17 protein-coding genes are annotated in these 20,422 nt (G+C 49.2%); 13 read left to right on the top strand and 4 right to left on the bottom strand.

Annotation, left to right across the window (positions count from 1 at the left end; all coding sequences use genetic code 11):
- The first annotated feature begins 18 nt into the window (after nt 1–18).
- The 7 genes from VFG09_04225 (at nt 19) to VFG09_04195 (ending at nt 9,165) form a co-directional block, all read left to right on the top strand.
- Nucleotides 19–360 carry a hypothetical protein gene (locus VFG09_04225; protein ID HET6514343.1) on the top strand — a complete coding sequence of 114 codons (342 nt, stop codon included), beginning with the start codon at nt 19–21 and terminating at the stop codon, nt 358–360.
- Nucleotides 361–969: 609 nt separating this feature from the next.
- Nucleotides 970–2,457, top strand: coding sequence for a type I restriction-modification system subunit M (locus VFG09_04220; protein ID HET6514342.1), 1,488 nt, complete (start codon nt 970–972; stop codon nt 2,455–2,457).
- 71 nt (nt 2,458–2,528) lie between these two features.
- A complete protein-coding gene (locus VFG09_04215; protein HET6514341.1) occupies nt 2,529–3,059 on the top strand; it encodes a DUF6036 family nucleotidyltransferase in 531 nt (176 codons plus the stop codon).
- A complete protein-coding gene (locus VFG09_04210; protein HET6514340.1) occupies nt 3,040–4,089 on the top strand; it encodes a hypothetical protein in 1,050 nt (349 codons plus the stop codon). The genes VFG09_04215 and VFG09_04210 overlap by 20 nt, the downstream gene beginning before the upstream one ends.
- Nucleotide 4,090: 1 nt before the next feature.
- Nucleotides 4,091–5,341, top strand: coding sequence for a restriction endonuclease subunit S (locus VFG09_04205; protein ID HET6514339.1), 1,251 nt, complete (start codon nt 4,091–4,093; stop codon nt 5,339–5,341).
- 1 nt (nt 5,342) lies between these two features.
- Nucleotides 5,343–8,396, top strand: coding sequence for a type I restriction endonuclease subunit R (locus tag VFG09_04200; GenBank protein ID HET6514338.1), 3,054 nt, complete (start codon nt 5,343–5,345; stop codon nt 8,394–8,396).
- A 1-nt stretch (nt 8,397) separates the two neighbouring features.
- Nucleotides 8,398–9,165 carry a SprT family zinc-dependent metalloprotease gene (locus VFG09_04195; GenBank protein ID HET6514337.1) on the top strand — a complete coding sequence of 256 codons (768 nt, stop codon included), beginning with the start codon at nt 8,398–8,400 and terminating at the stop codon, nt 9,163–9,165.
- Between the two features lie 280 nt (nt 9,166–9,445).
- Here the strand turns inward: VFG09_04195 and VFG09_04190 are convergent, their stop codons facing one another.
- The 3 genes from VFG09_04190 to VFG09_04180 are packed head-to-tail and all read right to left on the bottom strand — an operon-like array spanning nt 9,446 to nt 13,408.
- Nucleotides 9,446–10,330 carry a lysylphosphatidylglycerol synthase transmembrane domain-containing protein gene (locus tag VFG09_04190; GenBank protein HET6514336.1) on the bottom strand — a complete coding sequence of 295 codons (885 nt, stop codon included), beginning with the start codon at nt 10,328–10,330 and terminating at the stop codon, nt 9,446–9,448.
- Between the two features lie 40 nt (nt 10,331–10,370).
- Complete coding sequence (locus tag VFG09_04185) at nt 10,371–11,315, bottom strand: glycosyltransferase family 2 protein (protein ID HET6514335.1); 945 nt, start codon at nt 11,313–11,315, stop codon at nt 10,371–10,373.
- A complete protein-coding gene (locus VFG09_04180; protein ID HET6514334.1) occupies nt 11,315–13,408 on the bottom strand; it encodes a glycosyltransferase family 39 protein in 2,094 nt (697 codons plus the stop codon). Before VFG09_04180 ends, VFG09_04185 begins: the two co-directional genes overlap by 1 nt.
- Before the next feature lie 146 nt (nt 13,409–13,554).
- Between VFG09_04180 and VFG09_04175 the strand changes: the two genes are divergently transcribed.
- Nucleotides 13,555–15,267 (top strand): sodium:solute symporter family protein, encoded by a 1,713-nt coding sequence (locus VFG09_04175; protein ID HET6514333.1) that lies wholly within the window; start codon nt 13,555–13,557, stop codon nt 15,265–15,267.
- Between the two features lie 133 nt (nt 15,268–15,400).
- Here the strand turns inward: VFG09_04175 and VFG09_04170 are convergent, their stop codons facing one another.
- A complete protein-coding gene (locus tag VFG09_04170) occupies nt 15,401–16,282 on the bottom strand; it encodes an RNA methyltransferase (protein HET6514332.1) in 882 nt (293 codons plus the stop codon).
- Between the two features lie 43 nt (nt 16,283–16,325).
- Here VFG09_04170 and VFG09_04165 point away from each other — a divergent pair, with 43 nt between their 5' ends.
- From VFG09_04165 to VFG09_04145, 5 genes are all read left to right on the top strand, one after another.
- Entirely contained in the window at nt 16,326–17,240 is a 915-nt protein-coding gene (locus tag VFG09_04165; protein HET6514331.1) for a hypothetical protein, read from the top strand.
- 87 nt (nt 17,241–17,327) lie between these two features.
- Nucleotides 17,328–17,699: a 30S ribosomal protein S12 gene (rpsL, locus tag VFG09_04160; GenBank protein ID HET6514330.1), complete on the top strand. Its 372-nt coding sequence runs from the start codon at nt 17,328–17,330 to the stop codon at nt 17,697–17,699.
- Between the two features lie 11 nt (nt 17,700–17,710).
- On the top strand, nt 17,711–18,181 hold the full coding sequence (rpsG, locus tag VFG09_04155) for a 30S ribosomal protein S7 (protein ID HET6514329.1): 471 nt from the start codon (nt 17,711–17,713) through the stop codon (nt 18,179–18,181).
- Between the two features lie 21 nt (nt 18,182–18,202).
- The gene (gene fusA / locus VFG09_04150) at nt 18,203–20,281 is read left to right on the top strand and encodes an elongation factor G (protein ID HET6514328.1); all 2,079 of its coding nucleotides are present in this window, start codon (nt 18,203–18,205) and stop codon (nt 20,279–20,281) included.
- Between the two features lie 10 nt (nt 20,282–20,291).
- Nucleotides 20,292–20,422 (top strand): GTP-binding protein (locus tag VFG09_04145; protein HET6514327.1); only part of this gene is annotated, 131 nt, incomplete at its 3' end.

Here is a 20,422-nt window from a genome sequence, read left to right as displayed (position 1 = left end):
CCGTGTTAGAATGACGTTATGCCGGAACAGAATTCCAAATTGGTCTATTCGACGGAGCATGCAGTCCCGAGGAAAGAGAAGCCGGCTGCTCGCAATTATCCGGCGGCTGCCGGTCCCGCAAGATCCGGAACGATTGTACGCCTCGACCGGAAGGGCAGGGGCGGCAAGTCAGTCACCGTCATCGAGGGTCTTCAGGTTTCGGTGAAAGACAGCGAGAAACTCCTGAAGCAATTAAAGGCGAAACTCGGTACCGGAGGGACCGTCAAAAACAGCTCGCTGGAAATCCAGGGAGACCATTGCGATGCAGTCATGGCCGAGTTGACTGGAATTGGCTATAGGCCGAAGCGTTCGGGTGGATAGAAAGCAGATACTGTCTTCATAAAAGGCATCAAGAAGTCTTCTTTACGCGTCCAACTTCGCCGCCTTCAAGACGAACTTTGATTCCATGCGGATGGGACGGTGACTTAGTCAGAATGTCTTTCACAATCCCCTCAGTGAGTTCCCCGGTGCGCTGGTCCTTCTTCAATACAATCGAAACACGAAGCCCCGGCCTTATATCACATCGGTTCGTTCCATTCATGGTTTGCTCTGCCGTGTATCTTCGTCGATTGTTGCCGCGTATTTTGCCATAACTGGTTCTCCGTTTCCCGTACAGTTATTATACCGGAATCGCCGCATTGACTTGCCGCAAGCTGAAATATTAGCTTGCGCTGTTCGCCTGTTATGTGGTGCTCAACATAACACCCTGCTACTCAGCATACGCAACATGTCGTCAGTTTTGCGGGTTTCCGCCAACAGCACATATAGCTGACCCAAGCTTCTAGAAAATCAAGAAGAAAGACCTGACTGCCTTACGGTTGTATTACTATAAAGTATATCAGTATTTGATGTGCGGATAAACTATAATATTGACAAATAATTACTAATAAGCTATATTCTAGTAAATATCACTTAATCCAAGAGGATGATATGGAAGAAATAACGTTAGAAAAACTCGAATCCCATCTCTGGGAGTCAGCCAATATACTCCGGGGCAGCATAGATGCCTCTGACTATAAGAACTACATCTTTGGATTGCTATTCCTGAAACGTCTTTCGGACGTCTTCGATGAGGAAGGTGAAAGGATTGAAAAAGAAACAAAGGACAAGGAATTGGCCTGGAAGACGCCGGACGAACATGAATTCTTCGTCCCTCGCAAAGGTCACTGGAATTACATAAAGACTAAGACTCAAAACCTTGGAGAAGTCCTTAATACGGCCAACGAAGCGCTTGAAGAGGCAAACGTCGGAAAACTGGAAGGAGTTCTTTCAGCCACTGATTTTAATGACAAGGACCGTCTTCCCGATGAGATACTCTCAAAGCTTATTACCCACTTTTCCAAAATCTCCCTGCGCAATGCCAACCTTTCGGATCCGGACATTTTAGGAAGAGCTTACGAATACCTTATAGCCCAGTTTGCCGATGACGCCGGGAAGAAGGGCGGTGAGTTTTATACGCCAAAAGAAGTGGTTAAGCTTCTTGTGGAGATACTGGACCCTCATGAGAGGATGCGCATTTGCGACCCTGCCTGCGGCTCCGGCGGCATGCTTATACAGTCGGTACATCATCTGCGAGAGAACCATCAGAACTGGAAGAACATATCGCTCTATGGCCAGGAAAGAAACTTAGGCACATGGGCTATCTGCAAGATGAACATGCTTCTGCACGGGATACCTGTCAAGCTTGAAAAGGGCGATACGCTCCGGAAGCCTAGACTTCTTTCTGAAAACGGTAAACTTACGGAATTCGACATTGTTGTTGCAAACCCACCCTTTTCCTTAAAGAACTGGGGTTACGAGGAAGCCCAACATGACCCTTACAGAAGGTTCCGCTTCGGTATACCACCCAAAGGTTACGGTGATTATGCTTTTGTTCAGCACATGATCACAACTCTAAATGCAACGGGAAGGGCAGGAGTGGTGCTTCCCCACGGGGCTTTGTTCAGGGGAGGCGCTGAGGGCAAGATCAGGCAGGGCATTCTGGAAGAGGATCTGCTGGAGGCTGTGATAGGGTTGCCCTCAAACCTTTTTTACGGGACCGGCATTCCTGCATGTCTCTTTGTGATTAATAAGAACAAGGCCAAAGAGCGTAAAGGAAAAGTCTTCTTTCTTTACGGCGCCAACGATTATCTCGAAGGGAAAAACCAGAACAGGCTCAGGGAACAGGATATTGAGAAGATTGTTGAAGCTTATAGGGGATACAAGGCAATCGAGAAGTACTGCCGTCCTGTCTCACTGGATGAGATTCGCTCGAACGAGTACAACCTCAATATTGCCAGATATATTGATGTAACGGAAGAAGAAGAGGTGATTGACGTTCAGAAGGTTATTAATGAACTGAAAGAGTTAAAAAAGGAACGGATGAGGACAGAAGACAAGATGAATGCTTTCCTGGAGGAACTTGGGTACAGGATTTAGCCATGTTTCAGGACAAGAAAGAAATCGAAAAAATACTGGGCGCATTGGGAGAACAGTTGGACGCAACGAATGTGGCAATACCCGAATTGGTTGTTTGCGGTGGCTCTGCGCTGAATGTGCTCGGCCTCGTCAGGCGTGTGACAAAGGATGTTGATGTCGTCGCGTTTACTGAGAGAAATTCTGAGGGAAAAGTCCATCTTAAGAAAGCCGAGCCCTTTCCTCAAGAACTTGAACAAGCCGCTAAGAAGGTGGCTCGGGACTTTAATCTCCCCGAAAAGTGGCTTAATACAGGACCGACCTCCGCAGTCGACTTCGGTCTGCCGAAAGGTTTGATGGACAGAGTTGAGACAAAACAGTTTGGGAAGTCGTTGATCATCCATTTCCTCAGCAGATACGACCAGATCTGTTTCAAGCTTTACGCAGCGGTAGATCAGGGGATAGGAAAACACTATAATGACCTCTTGTCCTTAGAGCCCAGCGCGGAAGAGTTGGAAAGAGCTGCCCGCTGGAGTATGACACATGATGTATCCGAGACATACAGGCAAAGTGTGAAAGACCTGTTAAGACACATGGGGCATGAAGATGTCGCAGAGAGACTTTAGAGATATATTCCTTGATAACGTCCTTGGCTTTCTCTGGAGGCAGTGGTCCACTCTCGGGGTTCTCGGCGAGGCGGGGACAAAAGACCCTTGGGTCATTGACCCTGAAGTGCTGCTCGTATTCACGCTTAATATCGGACGTTACGAACCGAGGCTTTTCGATGAGGTTATGGATTGGCTTGTCACGAATGGACAGTGGATCGATATCCAGAGGCTGAGGGGAATTCTCAGAAAAAGTCCTGACGAAACATTTCGTCTCATGGGCGCTATATCAGCGTTTCTTGCCGCACAGGGACAGGAGAGGAAGTGGAGCAATCTTGCCAGGCTTTGTCTTAGGAACTTACCTAAGAACCCTGAAAATCTTTTCAAAGAGAAAGTATCCAAAGCTCGCAAACTTCTAACTCTGCTTGAGAATGATAGTTCATTTCTTAAGTACGGGTTTGTACGTAATGTGCTTAAACTCAGTACTAAATCCACGGAAGTGATCCCAATCTCAAGATCGACTCTCAGGTTCATGCTCCGGGCGCTGTTCGGCGTCGGCAGCAGAGCTGAGTGCATCCTCTATCTTCTAACCCATGAAGGAGGGCACCCCGCCGAGATTGCGAAGGCAATTGGAATCTCGATCCGAGGCGCGCAGGACGCGCTCATTGAGCTTTCGAAATCTGGGCTTGTACTTACAAGGATAAGAGGAAAAAGAAAAATTGAATATTGGCTTTCACAGGAGCGCTGGTGGGAGTTTCTGGCAAGGGGCAGTTTTGAGGAGATCAGAAAACCAGTCTGGATAGATTGGATCGCCCTTTTTGAAGCCTTGTCAAAGGTATGGGAAACTCTTCTGGAGATTGGAGAGATGAAGTCTGAGTATATGAAGAGCTCAAAGCTGAGAGATGCGATGGAAATTGTGGGCAATGAATTCGCCCGAAGCGGTATTGACATCCCACCGATCCCCGGCAGGAATGTGAGGCAGGAGAGCTATTCAAAGGCTTTTGAGGAATTTATTATAAGAGTGTTTGGTGCGGAAGAAGCGAAAGTATAGAATGAGTCAGGTAAGAAGTCTACAAACAGGAATTAAGCTTAAAGACACGCCGATAGGGAAGATACCAGTGGATTGGGAAGTCTTGTCATTATCTCAAGTAACAGAAATCAATATGGGACAGTCTCCTTCTTCTCAAGATTGTCATGATTATGAAGAAGGATTGCCATTCTATCAGGGTAATGCTGATTTTGGCCCAAAGTATCCAACCGCACGGAGGTGGTGTAAGAGGCCTCTAAAGATTGCTCAAGAAGGTGATATCTTAATTAGTGTGCGTGCTCCTGTTGGTGAAATCAACATTACACCTCACGAATGTTGTATTGGCAGAGGGCTTGGAGCGATACGAGCTACTAAAATAGATTCTAGCTTTTTGCATCAGTCAATGCTCTTTCACAGAAAGGCATTGGAAAAGGTTTCACAAGGGAGTACATTTGAATCTATAAACAGAAAAGACCTTTCTGATTTCATGATTTTTGCCCCCTCGATTCCCGAACAAAAAAAGATCGCTGAGATTTTGACGACTGTAGATGATGCCATTGAGGAGACAGACAGGATTATTGAGAAGACAAAAGAACTCAGGAAAGGGCTGATGCAGAAACTCCTCACTCGCGGTATCGGGCATAAGAAGTTTAGGAAGACAGAGATTGGAGCAATACCAGAGGAGTGGGAAGTAGCAAGGCTCAAAGAAATTGCGAATGTTCGCTATGGACTGGGTCAGCCTCCTGCATTAGATGATAATGGAATTCCAATGGTTCGAGCTACTAACATACACGAAGGAGCAATCAGCAAGACTGGCTTGATATCAGTTAAACGTGAGGCTATTCCTACATCTCGAAATCCTTTTTTAACAGAAGGTGACATTATAGTGGTTCGTAGCGGTGCATATACGGGCGATATAGGGCTTATTACCAAAGAATGGGAAGGGGCGGTTGCTGGTTACGATTTGGTGGTGACTCCATCGAGCAGAGTTAATTCCATATTTTTAACTAACTACCTGCTGTCAAACATCATCCAGAAAGGGTATTTTGCATCGCTTAGGGAAAGGTCTGCTCAACCACATCTAAATTCCTTGCAGGTTGAAGAAACGCCCATAGCTTTACCTCCGATTCCAGAACAAAAGAAAATTGCAGAAGTTCTCAGTTCCACACATACAGAGATAAAACAAGAGGAAGTGCAGAAAACATATTTTAAATCTCTCAAAAAATCCCTCATGCAGGTTTTATTAACCGGCAGAGTTAGAGTAAAATTGCACTAACATGCCAAAGTCGATATTTAATGAAGATAACCTTTCCGAAAAGCCTGCCATCGAGCAGTTGAGGCGGCTCGGTTATACGTATATCAACGGCGATGAATTAGACCCTGAATTGAAAGAGCACTGCGAGCGCACGAGCAGGCGGGAAGTTGTTCTTGTCTCAAGGCTGAGGAAGAAACTGAAAGAGATCAATAAAGATGTCGCCGACAATGGAATCGAGAAGGCCGTCAGGCGTGTCACTCATATTCAGGCCGAAGGGCTTATCGAGGCCAATCAAAAGTTTCATAAAGACCTTGTCGCCGGGATATGCATCGATCAGGACATTGGTGGGAAGAGGCAGAAAAAAACTGTCCGGTTCATAGATTTCGATAACCCCGACAATAACGAGTTTCTGGTCGTCAACCAGTTCTGGGTAAAAGGCCCGTCTGAAACAGACAGACCTGATATTGTCATCTTTATAAACGGTATCCCGTTTGTTGTTATTGAATGCAAAAGTCCTGTCGCAAAGCAGACCGGATTAAGTAAGGCGCTGACTCAACTCGTCCGTTATCAGGAAGAGATTCCGCAGTTGTTCCACACGAATCAGATACTTATTGGCTTGAATCTTTTCGGCGCAAAGTATGGTTCAGTCGGCGCAGAACCTGAGCAATTCCACGAATGGAAAGATAAAGGCACTGAGAAGTTCCCGAATATGGCTGAACATCCGAGCGTCAGGGAGATGCTTGAGCTTGGACTCATCGAGAAAGGCGACTTATCAGATAATCCCACTGCCCAGGAAGTGCTCATCGCCGGGGTGCTCAATAAGAACAATCTGCTGGATATCATCAGGAATTTTATTGTCTATGAGTATGACAAGGGAAAGACAGTCAAGAAGGTCTGCAGGTATCAGCAATTCAGGGCAGTCAATAAGATTCTCAAACGGGTGACCCAGGAAGATGAAAAGCGGGGCATAATCTGGCATTGGCAGGGCTCCGGCAAGTCTCTTACCATGCTCTATGCTGCGGTCAAGCTGAGGCGTGAAGAGAAAAGGCTGAAAAACCCCACAATCATCATTGTTACAGACCGGGTTGACCTTGACAAGCAGATCGGCAAGACCTTCAGGAACTGCAATTTCCCGAATCCGATCCAGATAAAGGAGAAGGGCGGCACGCATAAGAAGCTCTATGAACTGCTCAGTCACAATGTCGGGCAGACGATCCTCACTACGGTCTTCCTCTTCAGAAAAGAGACGGATGAGCCCATATCAAAGTCTGACAATATTATTGTGATGACAGACGAAGCCCACAGAACACAATACGGCTTTTATGCCTTGAACATGAGAAAGGCGCTCCCGAATGCATCATTCTTTGCCTTTACCGGGACACCTCTTGATAAGCGCGACAGAAACACATATCGGCATTTCAGTCCGGCGGGCGAAAAATACCTCGATGCCTACACTATCAAAAACGCGGAAGATGATGAGGAGATTGTCCCGGTCAAATACGCGAGTAGGCTGGTAAAGCTTCAGGTGGTCGGCAATTCCATCGATAATCTGTTCAACGAGCTCTTTTACGACAAGACGGAGGAGGAAAGGGCACGACTGAAAAGGAAATACGCCACTGTCGAGACACTCTCCAAAGCGGAACGGCGTATCGAGAAGGTTGTGAGGGACATAGTCGATCATTTCAATGCTGTGATAAGGCCGAACGGCTTTAAAGCACAGGTGGTGACAGTCGACCGGGAGAGCACAGTCAAGTATAAGAATACCCTTGACAGGTTCATATCACCGGAGCGCTCAGTGGTGGTAATGACCGTAGGCAATGATGACCCAAGAGAGTGGAAGGAGAGATACAAACTCACGCCTGAAAAAGAAGAGAGTATTAAAGAGGCATTTATCGATCCAAGGAATCCGCTGGAATTTCTGATCGTCTGCGATAAGCTCCTGACCGGGTTTGATGCCCCTGTCGAACAGGTGATGTATCTGGATAAACGGTTGAGAGAGCACACCCTTCTCCAGGCAATCGCAAGGACCAATCGCACTTTTCCCAGAAAGAATTTCGGGCTCGTGGTCGACTATGTCGGCGTTGGTAAAGAACTCGCTGAGGCATTGGTGATGTTTGATAAGGAAGACCTTGAAGGTATCTTCGGAGCTGAGGATGTCAAAAAAGAACTGGCTAATCTTGCTTACTGGCATAAAGAGACCATGAAATTCTTCGAAAAGGTGAAGCGGTCAGGAGCCAGACCTGAAGACATTTTGCAGAAATGCATGGAGATACTGGAGCCGGAGGACGTGAGGGCACACTTCGACATGACATTCAGAGAACTTGCAAGAAGCATGGATTTTCTTATGCCGGACCCGATAGTCAGCCCACATATCGAAGACTTCAAGTTTTTGGGAGCGATCCGTGAGGGTGCCAAGAACCTATATCGTGACGATCGACTAGGCCTTGAAGATTGCAGCAAGAAAGTTGAGACCCTCATTCACGCCCACATAGTGGATACGGGCATAGAGGAGATTCTTGAACCCATTAATATTACTGCGCCTGATTTTAGGGAAAAGCTTGAAGCTAAAGGCAGTGTAAGGGCAAAGGCGAGCCATATTGAATATGCCATAAAACAGACTATTCTGGAAAAGATATCCGAAGATCCTGTTTTTTATGGTTCGCTCAAAGATAAGCTCGAATCATTGATTGCAGAGGACAGGCAAGAGAGAAAAGACGAGGCTGAATATCTGAAAAAGCTTTTGGAAATGAAGGAGCACGAAGCGAGGAGAGAGGTTTATGCCAAATCGCTGGGATTAAAGGATACAAAGGAGTTAGCGTTTTATGGACTGCTCCAGCCACTGAAAGAAACCCTCTTCCACAATTCTGATAAGGAGCAGGCTGCGTTTACAAAAGAGATTATGAGAGTAATTGAAGACAGGCGTGTTATTGATTGGCCCGAAAAAGAAGATATTGTCCGCGAAATGAGGAGCGTTATTCGGAGAAAACTAAAAGCCAAAGGATGTCCGAAAGGAGAAATCGAGCCCCTGATCTACGGTATTGTAAACCTTGCAACCATTCGAATGAAGGACCTTTAGCATGAACCAGATAACGTTCGGCAATAAAAAAATTTCTTATTTGATCAAGCGAGGCAAACGGGGGAAAACAGTTGCTCTGCATATACACTCGGATTCGACTGTTTTGGTTCTGTCTCCGCAATCTCTGGAACCAGAAAAGATAAGGGAAATTGTATCGAAACGAGCTCGCTGGATCGTTCAGAAGCAGGAGAAGCTGAAAAGATTCAACGCTGGCATCCTCAAAGAATTTGTAAGTGGGGAATCATTCCCTTATTTGGGCCGTCAATACCGCCTTAAGATTCTAAGGTCAGACGGTGCACGGGGGCCGACCTGTAAATTAGTAAATGGTAGGTTCCTGATTGAAATTGATAGAGGAATAAAAGGAAAAGCTGCATCAAGAGTTGTGTCTGAGAGCCTTTTGAAATGGTATATGGACCATGCGAAGGAAAAGATAAACGAACGGATTGAGAGATACACCATTCCTATAGGGAAAAAGCCCCTAAAAATAATCATTCGGGATCAGGCCAAGAGATGGGCGAGTTGTTCTCATTCCAGGATTGTTCGTTTTAACTGGAAGGTAATTATGACCCCAATATCGGTATTTGATTATGTAGTTGTCCATGAGCTTTGTCATCTTATACATGCTGATCACTCTGCTGGATTCTGGGAAAAAGTGGAATCTGTAATCCCCGATTACAAAAGAAAACGAGAATGGCTTAAAGAGAATAGCATGTTGTTAACAGAGATGATGAATACTGAGAATAGAACGATTCAGTTCTGCTTAGCGTAAAGATGAGAGCAAGCACATTGCAGCACAAGGGACGTCTTCAGGTCTTTCTTGCTGTGATCAATACCTGGCCCTCGGTCCTGACTTCTTAACGAATTTCGCTGCTACTCCGCATAATGATCGGGATGTTCGGCAGCGTCAGGTTCTGTGAGTAGTTAATGGTAGCGGAGTCCTCTCTTTTTACGAAGAAGCTACGGAGTCGGGGCCTTGCTCTATCAGTTTCCTTCTTGTGTGGTCCACGACTTTGCCGTCCCGCGAGACACTCTAAACATGACCATGCTGTTCACGCCACCCTCTTGTATCTGAGGTATTCAACGAGGCCCGGGAGGCTTCCCACGGCAACTGATAGAAACCAGGCGAAGGATATGGCTGTTGCGTGCATCGGGCTGACCCCAAGGAAACCGAGGAGCAAGACAAAAGACGCCTCTCGTACCCCGAGACCAGATATGGAGATCGGTATGGTTGCGAGCGTCGAGATGATGGGGATGAATATAAAGAGCGAAAGCAGAGGGATGTCCACCTTTAGTCCGAGACAGATGATGTAAACGGCGCAGATGTTTGTTATTTGTAGTATGAGGGAGATGAAAAAGGTCTTCAGGACAGTGATCCTCTGGTTCTTATAGAACGAAAGGTAGTCGTAAAACTGGGACACAAGACGGAACCTGTTACCGATCCTTAACCCGAAGACCACGAAGCTTCCGGTGACAAAGATGAGTACGATGAGGGGCAGAACCCACTCTATGTATGAACCACTGAAGTAGTTCAGGCCAAAGGGGTAGGCCGCGAGCCCCAAGAGCATCAATGCCGCAAAACCAATATACCGGTCCGTAAAGACGGAGGCGATGGACAGGGAACTCTTGCCGGTGTCACGGTACAGATAGTAAGCCTTGATCGCATCACCACCGACGATCCCCGGGAGGATGTTGTTGAAAAATGATCCGATGAGATAGAGGGAAAAGAGTTTTCTGAGGCGAAAGCCTTTGGGAAGAAGGAGCTGCCATCGCAGGCTTGACACAAAGATGGAGAGGATGTAGATCATACTCGCGAGAGCGAAGGAACGGGGATCAATACGGCTGATTGTCGCGCTTACCTTGTGGATGCCTGCCTTTGATATGACCGCATAGAGAAGGCCTGAACTGACGAGGACCTTGAGGGCTATGAACGCCATCTTCCTGCCGCCCGCCGGACGAGATCGAGACGGTGTGGTATTATCTCTCAGGCCCAAGGACTTTTTTTATGACATAGATCGGTTTGCGCTGGGTCTCATGATAGACCCTGACGATCATCTCACCGAGAAGGCCCATGCCGATAAACTGGAAGCCCACGATGATGAGAAGTGCTCCGAGAAGAAGCAAGGGTCTGCCTCCGATTGGCTTGTCGAGGATGAGCTTTTCAATGGTCAGATAGAAGAGCAGGATAAAGCCGAGAAAGCCACCCGTTATCCCTATGGTGCCGAAGAACTGGAGGGGTTTCGTAGAAAAGCTCTGGAGGAATTTGACGGTGATAAGGTCGAGAACAACCTTCACGGTCCTTGATATGCCGTATTTCGACTTCCCCCTGAGTCTTGGGTGGTGGGCGGTTTCGATCTCCGCGATCCTCACCCCGTACCAACTCGCAACGGCAGGGATGAAGCGGTGCATTTCGCCGTAGAGGCGCAGGTTCTTGATGACATCTCTCCGGTAAGCCTTAAGGGAACAGCCGTAATCATGGAGTTTGACCCCCGTCACCCTGCTAATAACCCAATTGGCTATAGTCGACGGCAGCCTTCTGCTGAAAAAGGGATCCTTTCTCCTCTTCCTCCATCCGCTCACGAGGTCGTTTTCTTTTATGAGTTCAAGGAGTTTCGGTATATCATTGGGGTCATTTTGGAGGTCGCCGTCCATGGTGACGATGACGTCTCCCCTGGCAAAATCGAATCCCGCTGCAAAGGCAGCGGTCTGTCCGAAATTCCTCCTCAGGCTGAGGGCGATCACCGAGGAATCCTTTGTCTGTATCTGCTCAAGGAGTGTCAGAGTGCGGTCAGTGCTCCCGTCATCGACATAGATGATTTCGTACTCGACTCCCATGGCCTCAAGTGCTTCCTTGAGCTTCTCATGGAGGATTTCTACATTCTCTTCCTCATTATAAAGAGGGACGACTACTGATACCGCCATCAATAACTCCCTATCGCTTCCTTTCTCATGCCTCTAAAATCACGGCATATGAAGATCGAATATTCACGGAGAGGCCGCCCCTTGTCGTTAACCTTGAGGAGACGTTTATCAAAAGCCTGGAAGGCCTCCCTGATTCTTGGGTCCAGATCAACATCGCCTATTGTAACAAAAATCCCGTCATAATGGATGAGATGATGAAAACCTGGCCAGAGGTCATACTGATTCATCCTCCTCCCCAGATTGGCACAGTAGGTAACGGGATGACCCTTCACATAAAAGGCGAGCTCACTCGACGTCTGGTAGCTGTCGGAGAAGATAAAGACCTTTCCCGTTCCTGCCATAGCTGAATAGATTGCGGCCACCTCGTTGCCGAGTTCTTGCCATCCCCTGAGCCTCGCCGAGGGATCGAGCTTCACGGGGATCGAGAAGGTTGCAGGGAAATGAGCAACGGCCGTCAAGGCAAGGGCAAAGGCAACTGCGATTATGACGAGCCTCTTCTTCCCTGGACTGTTCTGCTTCCACCGGCTGACGTAGAGCTCTGAGAAGGCGATGATCCCGGTGATATAACCCGTCATTGCCCAGTTCGCCTGGACCTTTGCCTGGAGGCTCTTCAGGACAAAAAAGAGAACGATGGGGACGGAAAACCAGAAGAGGAAGGCAGACGGGGCGCTCAACGCAGAGGGATAACCCCTGAAGATGGCATACGTCATCATAACCAGCATGGCAGGTGTTATGACGCCGAGTTGTGAGCCGACAAATTCAAGAAAGCTCTCTATCGATATCCTCAGGCCCTCTGCCACGTGGGCCTGACCGGCGGTATGTTTTATCGTCACCCAGCCATTCTGTGCGTTCCAGATGAGCACGGGGGAAAAAACGACAAAAGCCGCGAGGATGGAAAGATAGGGGAGACCGGTTCTGAGGAGCGCCCTTTTCTCTCCGGAAAAGATCAGGAAAAGGAATGCGGAGAAGATGAAAAAGACCATCGTGTATTTCGTGAGCAGACCGAGGCCTATTGAGAGCCCAAGCAGGAGCCAAGAGCGGAGCTGCCCTGACAGCGGAGAACCAGAGTTTCCGGCACCCTGAAGCTTTCCATCCTGCTGACACCTTTCATGGTCTATCGCCTTCCAGAAGAGATACAACGAGAGCACCCAAAAAAAGAGAAACGGCGAATCTATGGTGAAGATCACGCCAAAAGGGGCGTAGAGGGGAATCACCTGAAAGAGCAATGCCGATGCCGTGCCTGTCGTTTCACCATAAAACTCTCTGCCGAGCCTGTAGAGAAGAATGCTCGTAAGGGTCGAAAAGACGATTGCAAGGAATCGAACGCCGAAGACGGTATCGCCCATGAGGGATGTGCCGGCAGCAATGAGGTAGGCGATCAGAGGCCCCTTGGAGTAATAGCTCAGATCGAGCCTCCGTGACCATTCCCAGTAGTGGGCCTCGTCGGGGCTGAGATCGAGGGGGCCGTCGAGGATGAAGTATGTCCTGAACAGGCTGAGAGCAAGAAAGAATACCATGAGGACCGTGGTGTAAGGCCGATCTCTGAATCTCCTCTCCGACCACCGGTAGAGATAGACAACAGACATAGACATGAGTGATCCGAGGAGTGCACCGATAAGAACGTCAGCCGGATAATGAGCACCGACATAGACCCGCGAATAGCAGACGAGAGCGGCAACAACGGCGAAGAGGTATCTCAGACGACTCCCGGACATGACAACGAAAGGGAAAGCAAAAGCAAAGGAGTTTGTGGCGTGGTTTGAGGGCATCGAAAAGGCCTTGCCGCACCCGACAAGGAGGTGAACGTTTTCCAGGACATCGCAGGGTCTCGGTCTCTGTATGAGATGCTTGACGGCGCTGCCCGCAACATCAGCGAGGAGCAGCGAGCAGGAGGCCACAACAAAGATTACGAGGCCATCTTTCTTGTCTCTTAAGAAGACTGCGAAAAGAAGGGGAAGGATGATGAGATAGGACCAGTGTGTGATAAACGGCATCACCGCATCGAAGAAACTGTTCCGAAGGTGCTGATTAATCAGGAAGAATAACCCAGTGTCGAGTTGTGATATCGCCTTCGGCATGGTATATAATATCACAGCGCTTATCCCTCGACTGGGGATACAGGCTCCACCCTTGCTGGGCGTGATTTACGTTTGCCGGTAAAGCGGTTCCCATGAACCGTCCCTCACTCTTTCTGAGCTTGGCAAGGAGGGGAAGCATTGATTCCGAAAGGGAGCTTCAGATGAATCTTTCCTTGCTTGATTGGACGATTATTCTCCTCTATATGATCGCCTCTCTCCTCATCGGCCTCTATTTTACAAAGAGGGCGTCGTCAAGTATGAGCGAATTCTTCATCTCAGGAAGAAATCTCCCCTGGTGGCTCGCAGGGACCTCGATGGTTGCGACGAGCTTCTCTGCCGATACCCCCCTCTATGTGACGGGCCTCGTGAGGCAGCATGGTATTTATGAGAACTGGCAGTGGTGGTGCTTTATTCTTTCGGGGATGATGTCTGTCTTCTTCTTCGCCCGGCTCTGGCGCAGGCTCGGTGTTTTAACGGACGTTGAGCTCATTACGATCCGCTACTCCGGTAGATCGGCCTCGATGCTCAGGGGCTTCAAGGCGATCTACTTCTCTGCGGTGATCCATACGATCATCAAGGCACAGATCATCCTTGCCATGGCAAAGATCCTTGATGTGAGCATGGGTTGGGGTAAGTGGGAGAGCATTCTCGCGGCGAGCTCAGTTACCCTCGCCTATGCCATGCTATCAGGCTACTGGGGTGTGGTCACAACCGATTTTTTTCAGTTCATTATCGCTATGATCGGGGCAATCGTCCTTGCCGCCGCATCTGTCAACTCAGTTGGAGGCATCTCCGTCATGAAGACCCATCTTGATCAAAGGGCCCTCGGTTTTTTCCCGCCCCTGGACGAGGGTTTCTTCGGCATGGCCTGTATGACATTCCTTGGCTATATCGGGTTAAGCTGGTGGTCAAAATATTCTTCAGACGGCGGGGGGGTAATTGTCCAGAGGATGTCATCGTGCAGGGACGAGAAACAGAGCCTGTACGCAACCCTCTATTTCAATGTGGCGAATTATGCCCTTCGAACATGGCCGTGGGTTCTCGCGGCACTTGCATCGCTCGTTCTTTACCCTCAGGTCGAAGACCACGAGGCCGTCTATCCGCAGATGATGGTCAACCTCCTGCCGTCAGGGCTGAGGGGACTGATGCTCGCTTCCTTTTTTGCGGCATTTATGTCCTCCCTAAGCACCTACCTGAATCTCTCGTCAGCCTATTTTGTGAACGATTTTTATCGGCCTTTTCTGAAGAAGGTTGCTCCTGAAAGACACTACGTGAATGTGGCCCGCCTTTCCACCCTCGTCCTCTCTCTTCTAACAGCGGTGATCACATACTACACAACATCAATCGTGGGTGTTTTTAAATTCCTGATTGCCTTTGGTTCGGGCACAGGACTTGTTTACATCATGAGGTGGTTCTGGTGGCGGATAAATGCATGGAGCGAGATCTCGGCTATGCTCGCCTCGACTCTTCTTACAATACTTGCCTATACCCATTCATCACTGAGCGATGCCCCTTACTACATTAAGCTCATCATGATCATTGGGGGATCAACGGCAGTCTGGCTTTTGGTGACGTATCTCACGAAACCTACGGAGGAACGAAAGCTCATCGAGTTTTTCAGAAAGACATCACCCGGCGGGGGAGGATGGAGACCGATCGAGAAACTCCTCGATGAACCAAAGAACGGCAGCAATCTCGATGATGCTCTCAAGGGCTGGTTGTGGGGCTGCATCTTTATCATTGGGCTGACGATCGGAAGCGGAAAGCTCATCCTCGGCTATTATCTGTCAGGCTCTCTCTGGCTCCTGGGTGCTTTGGCAGGCGGATTGGTCATATACAGGAGACTCGCCGAGGGGAAAAGTATTCTGGGATAGGTGCACGGGATGTTTTGCAGGAACTCGGATATGAGGTCCTTGAAGCGTCTGATGGCCAGGAAGCCCTCGAACTTTATGCATCGAAGGGCAGCAATCCAGAAACCCCATAACATGAAAGAGATCGCAGAGACGATCAGGAACGCCCTTTCCTCTGCCTGACAGCCTCGAAGAGGAATATGGCAGCAGAAAGTGCTACGTTCAGGCTTTCGGCCCTGCCGAATATGGGTATTTTTATCAGGGCGTCTGCCTGTTCCTTCATTTTCTTGCTAGCCCCTTCGGTTTCGTTTCCAAAGACAAGGGCAAGAGGTCTTGAAAGGTCGGCATCATAGATGCTTTCGGATGCGTGGGCATCGGTCACGAGGAGTTTTATCGCCTTTCCCCTGAGATGTGCTGTTAAGGAAGCGGCATCTGTGTACACAAGGGGGATATTGAAGATACTCCCTGCAGTTGCCCGTATCACCTTCGGCATATAGGCGTCACAAGTCCCCGGCAGGATTATGAGTGCATCAGCGCCTGCCGCATCAGAGGTCCGGATAACGGTCCCGAGGTTACCTGGATCCTGGATCCTGTCGATAACGACAAGAAGGGGAATATCCTTTTCCGGAATCATGTCGAGGGCTGAGGGATGGTAAGAAACCAGAGCGATAATGCCCTGTGGTGTTTCGGTATCTGCAAGTGTCGAAAGAATCTGTCTGCTGATCCGAAACAAGAGCGCGCCTCTGTCTCTGACGTTCCGCAACCGATGCACCCCTCCCCGTTGTGAAAGATAGTCCTCGGTAAAAAAGACCTTCTTTATAACCGCTCCCGACCCTATCGCCATATCGACAAGGTGAGGCCCTTCCACAAGGAAAGCATGATGACGGTATCTGCTCCTCTTTTCCTTGATGACGAGGGCCTCTTTAACATGAGGATTTGATGTGCTGACGATAGTCGCTTGTTCTCTCATGGCATCGATAAACACTATAACACTTTTGATGGTATAAGAAAAAAGGATCGACGGCCCCTCTCCTGACATACATCTTACATTAGCGGAAGGTGCAATGGTAGAATAAAACCCTATGGGGCTGCAAGGATTTATTGATCTCCATGCCCATGGGATCGGCAGATACGATACCAGGACTTCCGATCCTCTCGGAATCTTGAAGATAGCAGAGCTGCACGGAAAGGCAGGGACTGCCGCTATCCTTCCAACTATCTATTCTGCACCGATACCGGTGATGAGGCAGCATATGGAGGCTGTGAGAACAGCGATGGCAATGCAAAGGAGAAAGAGGATTGAGGATTCAGGATACCCTATAACAGACAGAAAAGGCAGCTCATTCGTCACACATCGCGCATCAGACATTTTAGGCGTTCACCTCGAGGGGCCCTTTCTGAACCCCCAGAGGTGTGGGGCCCTGGACGAGGCGTCTTTCATAAGACCGGCGCTATCGGCGCTCAAAAAGCTCATCGCCGGATACGAAGAGATCATCAGAATAATAACGATCGCCCCTGAACTGCCCAATGCCCTCACGATAATCGAAAAGTGCGCAGAGACGGGAATCATAGTGAGCATGGGACATTCTGATGCAACCTATCAGCAGGGAGCCGACGGCAAGAAGGCCGGCGCAAGAGGACTGACCCATATTTTCAATGCCATGAGACCCTTTCACCACCGTGAACCCGGTCTGGCGGGTTTTGGACTCCTCGACAGGGATATATACATTGAGGTAATAGCGGATGGGATCCATCTTCATCCAGAAACCTTGAAGCTTATCTTCTCCCTCAAAGGACATGACAGGATTGTCCTTGTTTCAGATTCGGTGAAAGGCGCCAAGAAGGGGAAGCCCCTGTATGATTCAAAGGGCGTGCTCACTGGCAGCGGCATAACGATTGTGGGTTCCGTGTCAGTTTTAAGGCAAATCGGGATAACTCCAGACGTTATTACAGAAACGGGCATCCGCAATCCCGAGAGACTCTTGACAAAAAAATAATTCTCTTGTAATATAGGTCTTCCGTTAAAAGCCTCCCATTGAGCGTGGGGATAAGAACGTTAGTACCGAAACCGAATTGGAGGAGAAGTGCCGACAATAGCCCAACTAGTGAGACAGGGACGAAAGGCAGTGGAGAGGAAAACCAAGAGTCCTGCTCTCAAGAACTGCCCCCAAAAGCGAGGCGTATGCGTGAGGGTTTATACGACCACACCGAAGAAGCCGAACTCAGCCTTGAGAAAGGTGGCAAGGGTAAGGCTGACAAACGGTATGGAGGTGACTGCCTATATCCCTGGCGTTGGACATAATCTGCAGGAACATTCGATTGTCATGATACGTGGTGGCAGGGTAAAGGACCTCCCCGGGGTGAGATACCACATTGTCAGGGGCACTCTCGATTCTGTCGGAGTTGCAGACAGAAGGCGAGGAAGATCAAAATACGGGTCGAAGAGGCCAAAGTAGCGGAGTAAGACATGCCGAGAAGACGAGTTGCAGAGAAGAGAGAGATACTTCCCGATCCGAAATATAACAGTAAGTTGCTGAGTAAATTTATTAATGTCATGCTAGAGGACGGCAAGAAGTCCACAGCCGAAAGGATCACCTATGGAGCCTTTGATATTATAAAGGAAAAGACGGGGAATGACCCCCTTAAGGTTTTCAAGACAGCCATCGAGAATGTCAAGCCCGTTCTCGAGGTGAAGCCCCGGCGGGTCGGCGGTGCAACCTATCAGGTGCCGATCGAGATTCGGCCTCAGCGGAGGGCTGCCCTTGCCTTCAGATGGATTATCAACTATTCCCGGGCAAGGAACGAAAAGACAATGCGAGAGAGGCTGGCAGGGGAATTGGTTGACGCATTTAATAATACGGGAGCTTCCATAAAGAAAAGAGAAGACACCCACCGCATGGCTGAGGCCAACAAGGCCTTTGCACATTATAGATGGTAAGAAGGATAGAGGAGCTGAGCATTGTCGAGATTTCCCTTAGAGAAGACGCGCAATATTGGTATCATGGCCCACATAGATGCCGGAAAGACCACGACTACCGAGAGGATCCTCTACTACACAGGAGTTACTTATAAAATAGGCGAGGTCCATGACGGCACTGCTGTTATGGACTGGATGGTGCAGGAGCAGGAGAGAGGCATCACCATCACCTCGGCTGCGACCACGTGTTCCTGGAAAGACTTCAGGATAAACATCATCGACACTCCGGGGCACGTTGACTTTACCATCGAGGTCGAGAGGTCATTACGGGTCCTTGATGGCGCCGTAGCAGCATTCGATTCTGTCGCTGGGGTGGAGCCGCAGTCTGAGACCGTCTGGAGACAGGCCAACAAATATGGTGTCCCGCGAATCGCTTTCATGAATAAGATGGACAGGGTGGGTGCAGATTTTTTCATGAGTGTGAAGACGATGGTTGACCGTCTTGGCGCAAATCCCGTTCCGATACAGATCCCGATTGGGGCCGAAGATAGATTCAGAGGGTCCATAGACCTGGTGCGCATGAAGGGGATCTACTTTGATGATGAGACCCTCGGGGCAAAATATGTCGAAGATGCCGTACCTGAAGATCTCCTTCCTCAGGCGCAGGAGTACAGGGAAAAGATGATCGAGGCATTGTCCGACATAGACGAAGGAATCATGGAAAAGTTCCTCGGAGGCGAGGATGTGGCGGAAGAGGAGATCAAGAATGCGATCAGAAAGGGTACCATTGAACTGAAACTGACTCCGGTAATCTGCGGCTCTGCATTCAAGAACAAGGGAGTGCAGCTTCTCCTTGATGCGATTGTGGACTATCTTCCTTCCCCCCTCGATGTCCCTCCGGTGACAGGGAAAAGCCCTTCCGATGATTCCGAGGTGATGAGAATGGCCGGTGATGGAGAACCATTCTCAGCCCTTGCCTTTAAGGTGATGACGGATCCCTATGTTGGGCAGCTCACCTTTATAAGGGTATACTCCGGCGTCCTCAGTGCCGGTTCCTATGTCTATAATTCCACAAAGGATACGAAAGAAAGGGTCGGTAGACTTTTGCGGATGCATGCCAACAAGCGTGAGGAGATCAAGGAGGTAGCTGCCGGCGATATTGCGGCGGCTGTCGGACTGAAAAGCACCCTTACCGGCGATACCCTCTGCGACGAGAAGTCGCCCGTGATCCTCGAGTCGATAGAATTCCCTGAACCTGTTATATCCGTAGCGATTGAGCCGAAGACAAAGGCCGACCAAGAGAAACTTTCCCAGTCCCTCGCAAAGCTTGCCCAGGAGGACCCTTCGTTCAGGGTCTCTTTCAATGAAGAGACGGGCCAGACGATTATCTCCGGTATGGGAGAGCTTCATCTCGAGATCATCGTAGACAGGCTGGTTAGGGAGTTTAAGGTCGGTGCGAATGTCGGTAAGCCTCAGGTCGCCTACCGGGAGACGATCAGGATGGCGACGAAAGCGGAAGGGAAGTTTGTACGACAGAGCGGAGGCCGCGGACAGTACGGGCATGTGTTGATCGAGCTCGAACCGGTGGAGGCGGGAAAGGGATTTGAGTTCGTCAACAAGGTGGTCGGCGGTGCGATACCGCGCGAGTATATACCTGCAGTCGAAAAGGGGATCAAGGAAGCCCTCGATACCGGAGTGCTTGCCGGATATCCTGTGGTAGATGTGAAGGCAACCCTTTACGACGGTTCATACCATGAGGTGGATTCTTCTGAGATGGCCTTTAAGATTGCCGGTTCCATGGCGTTCAAGGACGGCGCAAAGAAGGCCAAGCCCGTTCTCCTTGAACCTATCATGAGCGTGGAGGTGGTGACGCCGGAAGAATATATGGGTGATGTCATGGGAGACCTTAATTCGCGCCGGGGCAGGATACAGTCGATGGAAAAAAGGGGGAATGCCCAGATTATCAGGGCTGAGGTGCCTCTTTCAGAGATGTTCGGATATGCGACTGATCTCAGGTCAAAGACCCAGGGAAGAGCAACATACACCATGCAATTCTCCCATTATGAAGATGTGCCGAAGGGTATAGCTGATGCGATAATCGCAAAGGTTAAAGGAGAATAAAGGAGGAGATATGGCAAAGGCAAAGTTTGAGCGGGTAAAGCCTCATGTAAACGTAGGGACGATAGGGCACGTAGACCATGGGAAGACGACATTGACGGCAGCGATCACGAAGGTACTGGCGATGAAGGGTCAGGCGCAGTA

It is taken from the genome of Thermodesulfovibrionales bacterium, from assembly GCA_035686305.1.
GTDB lineage: Bacteria > Nitrospirota > Thermodesulfovibrionia > Thermodesulfovibrionales > UBA9159 > DASRZP01.
This window is presented reverse-complemented; position numbering and strand designations above follow the sequence as displayed.